Source organism: Streptomyces sp. NPDC051172 (assembly GCF_040682555.1).
GTDB lineage: Bacteria > Actinomycetota > Actinomycetes > Streptomycetales > Streptomycetaceae > Streptomyces.
The window spans coordinates 1-3,086 of record NZ_JBFBBE010000266.1 but is presented as its reverse complement, the minus strand read 5'-3'; the positions used below and the strand labels follow the sequence as shown (position 1 = coordinate 3,086).

Annotated in this window: 5 protein-coding genes; 1 reads left to right on the top strand and 4 read right to left on the bottom strand. The window is 68.4% G+C overall.

Going from position 1 to position 3,086, the window contains the following annotated elements; genetic code table 11:
- The 3 genes from AB0N07_RS50145 to AB0N07_RS50135 all read right to left on the bottom strand — a co-directional run.
- On the bottom strand, positions 1-457 hold a 457-nt coding region (locus tag AB0N07_RS50145), incomplete at its 3' end, for a signal peptidase II (RefSeq protein ID WP_365847572.1).
- 221 nt (positions 458-678) lie between these two features.
- On the bottom strand, positions 679-1,098 hold the full coding sequence (locus AB0N07_RS50140) for an HAD family hydrolase (RefSeq protein ID WP_365847570.1): 420 nt from the start codon (positions 1,096-1,098) through the stop codon (positions 679-681).
- A gap of 56 nt (positions 1,099-1,154) precedes the next feature.
- Positions 1,155-1,307 (bottom strand): hypothetical protein, encoded by a 153-nt coding sequence (locus AB0N07_RS50135; protein ID WP_365847568.1) that lies wholly within the window; start codon positions 1,305-1,307, stop codon positions 1,155-1,157.
- Positions 1,308-1,716: 409 nt separating this feature from the next.
- Here AB0N07_RS50135 and AB0N07_RS50130 point away from each other — a divergent pair, with 409 nt between their 5' ends.
- Positions 1,717-2,643: an IS5 family transposase gene (locus AB0N07_RS50130; protein ID WP_365847566.1), complete on the top strand. Its 927-nt coding sequence runs from the start codon at positions 1,717-1,719 to the stop codon at positions 2,641-2,643.
- Here AB0N07_RS50130 and AB0N07_RS50125 read toward each other — a convergent pair.
- On the bottom strand, positions 2,585-3,086 hold a 502-nt coding region (locus AB0N07_RS50125; RefSeq protein ID WP_365847564.1), incomplete at its 5' end, for a hypothetical protein. The two genes, AB0N07_RS50130 and AB0N07_RS50125, sit on opposite strands and share 59 nt — an antisense overlap.

Here is a 3,086-nt window from a genome sequence, read left to right as displayed (position 1 = left end):
CCGCGAAGTGCTCGACGGCGATGAAGTCGACGACGTGTCCGCGAAAGACCGCGGGCGCCCGGAAGATCCGGTCGGTCAGATTGCCGAGCGCGCCTCCAAGCATCAGGCCCAGGGCGACGGCCCAGGGAAGGCTCCGAAGCCTACGCGCGGCACGCGTGATGACCACGACAACCGCGACCGCAATCGCCGTGAACACTGCAGTGAAGGCCTGGCCGCTGCTGAAAGCCGCACCCGGGTTACGGAACACTTGCAGCGTAAGCACGTGGCCCGCTACGGCAACGGGCTCTTGGCCTTCCAACCGCGAGACAGCCACAAGCTTGCTGCCGAGATCCAAGGCATAGGTGAGAACGGCCGCCGTCAGCAGAGCGGTCAGAGCCAGTGTGCGCTTGCCAACAGCACGCGTCGCCGTCCCGGGCTGGGATTGCGAGGCATTGTGGGTAGTGATGATCCGCTCCATGGATGCCGAGCCGCACTGGACGACACCACATTACAAGGGGCTTCGAGGGAAAGGTTGTCGGACCGTGGCGGTAGAAAGCCCTGCCCTGCCCACAGCGTGGGCGGCGGAGCCGAAGTTATGGACAGGGTTTGCGGGCTGTCCGATGTCCAGCCGCAAAGGAGCCTGAGCCGCGCTCGGAGGCCGACACGTCTGCAAGCTCCTGCAGATCCTGCACGTAGCATCTAGGCGGCACCATCGTCTGCGGGTACACAGAGGCCCCGCGCCGCAGCCACGCGCCCTCCAGTCCCGCTCGCTGTGCCCCGTCGATGTCCCAGGTGCACGGCGACCATCAGCGCCTGGTCGGGCTGTACGCCGGCCTGCTCGACGGCGTACCAGTAGGCGGCCCGGGCGGGTTTCCAGCAGCGTGGGCCGCTCACGTCGGAGATGGCCTCGAAGCGGTCGAGCACACCGGCCTTGTCCAGCAGCCGCTCGGTCAGGGCGACGCTGCCGTTGGTCATCGCCGTCAGACGGTACCCCGACTCGCTCAACCTCCCGATGCCGTCCGGCACATCAGGGTGTACATCCAGCTCGGCGAAACCGTCCAGGATGTGCCGCGCTGCGGCCGCGCCGTCGCCCGCCCAGCCCTCCAGCCCGGACAGCACTGTCCGTACTCCGTCACGGGCGACGTCCGCGAAGTCCGCGTACGCGCCGGCCGCTGTCAGCGCGAAGCCGTCCCGTAAGACCCGGCGAACCAGGTCGCCAGCAGGTGCCCGGGCGCACCGATGTCCTCGAAGCGGGCGCGCAGCGGGGTGAGGTCGCTGAGTGTCTCGTTGACGTCGAAGACGAGGACCGGGAGTTGGTCGGCGGGCATGTCCTCCTCCTCATAGCGTCCGTGGGGCGACTCGGATGGACCGTCCATCAGGCTGCGAGTACCCGCCCTGTGTGCAGTTGCTGCAGCAGCGTGGGCTCTTCGTCTGCTTCAGCGTGCTGCTGCGGTATGGGCAGGCGGAGTGTGTGGAGGGTGCGGGTTTCCAGTCGTACGGCACCCTCGCGGCTGCGGCCGTGTTCCAGCAGGCGGCCCAGGGCCCAACGTCGCTTCCTTGCCGGGTGATCCTTTAGAAGCTGTCCTCTTACCGATCTTGATGTGCGCCAGTCGCACGGGGGTGCGGGGCGGGCTGCCGGTTCGGATGGTCTTCCGCTCGTGTGCGCATGAAAGCAGGGCCTCCTGGTAGTTCGGGGTTGCGAAACACGCCGAGCAGCCCCAGGAGACCCTGTTGTCCATGTTGTACGCGCCCGGGCTGGTCGACTTCAACTCGCCCGGCGTGTCGTGCGATTGTCTCGCCCACCGGTTCGGGAACGCCGCCGATCACCCCGAGCGAGTGCCTACCTACAGCTCGGACATGTCGGACGCCGAGTGGGCCGTGACGCGGGACGCGCTACCGGATCCCGGCTGGCTGCGGGGCAAGGGCGGTCAGCCCGAGGGCTACTGCCACCGGCAGATGATCGACGCGATCCGCTCTCTCGTCGACAACGGCATCAAGTGGCGCGCGATGCCCGTGGACTTCCCCGATAGGAAGCGGGTGTACGCGTTCTTCGTCCGCTGGCGTGACAATCAGCTGGTCAAGGAGTTCCATGATCGGCTGCGCGCCCGGACCCGTGAGGCGGCCGGGCGGGACGCCGAGCCGACAGCGGGGATCATCGACGCACAGTCGGTGAAGGCCGCGGCGAACGTCCCGGCCCAGAGCCGGGGTTTCGACGGCGGAAAGTTGATCAATGGCAGGCGCCGGCACCTGGTCACCGACTGCATCGGCCTGGTCCTGGACGTGCTGGTCACCCCGGCGAACACCGGGGAGCGGGACGCCGCCCGCATCCTGCTGCCGAGGCTGCGAACACGCTTCTCCCGGCTGCAGCTGGTATGGGCCGACGGCGGCTACACCGGTCCGCTGGTCACCTGGGCGGCCAAGGCACTGAACCTGGTGCTGCAGGTCGTCAAGCGCACCGACGACATCAAGGGGTTCGCAGTGCTTCCGCGACGGTGGGTGGTGGAGCGCACGAACGGATGGCTGATGCGCTCACGCCGGCTGGCACGCGACTACGAAACTCGCACGGACACCGCCGAGGCGATGATCCTGTTCTCGATGACCATGGTCATGACCCGCCGCCTCGCACACCCTGGGCAAGCCGGAACCGTCCCTTCGCGTCCTTGACCAGCCAACCCCGCGCCACCAGACGGTTCGCCCTCGAGCGCACACCCTCCCTCTTCGCCGCCGTCCCGCCCAAGCCCAGCACCCGGGTGAGCTCCTTGCATGCCAACGCCTCGTCCTCGCCGTTGCGTTCACGGTCGGACAGGACCGTCATCATCCGCTGGTAGTCCGCCGACAACGACGAGAGACCCAGTCCCTCACGCCATGCCGGCACCACCGAACCCGCCGCCACCGGGCCGGCCGCAGGACGAGGCGTCACGCCCACCACATCGGAAGATTCCGCTGCCCCCGGCTCGCCCGACGGGGCGAGCACCTCGTCCAGCGTCTCCCGCGTGATCACGAAGCGTTCCCACGCCAGCTCCGCGTCCCGCAGCGCGGCCAGCACCCGGTCCGCTTCCTCCCGCAGCGCTTCCACCCGCTGCCGGGCCCCCAACTCCCGCTCCTCC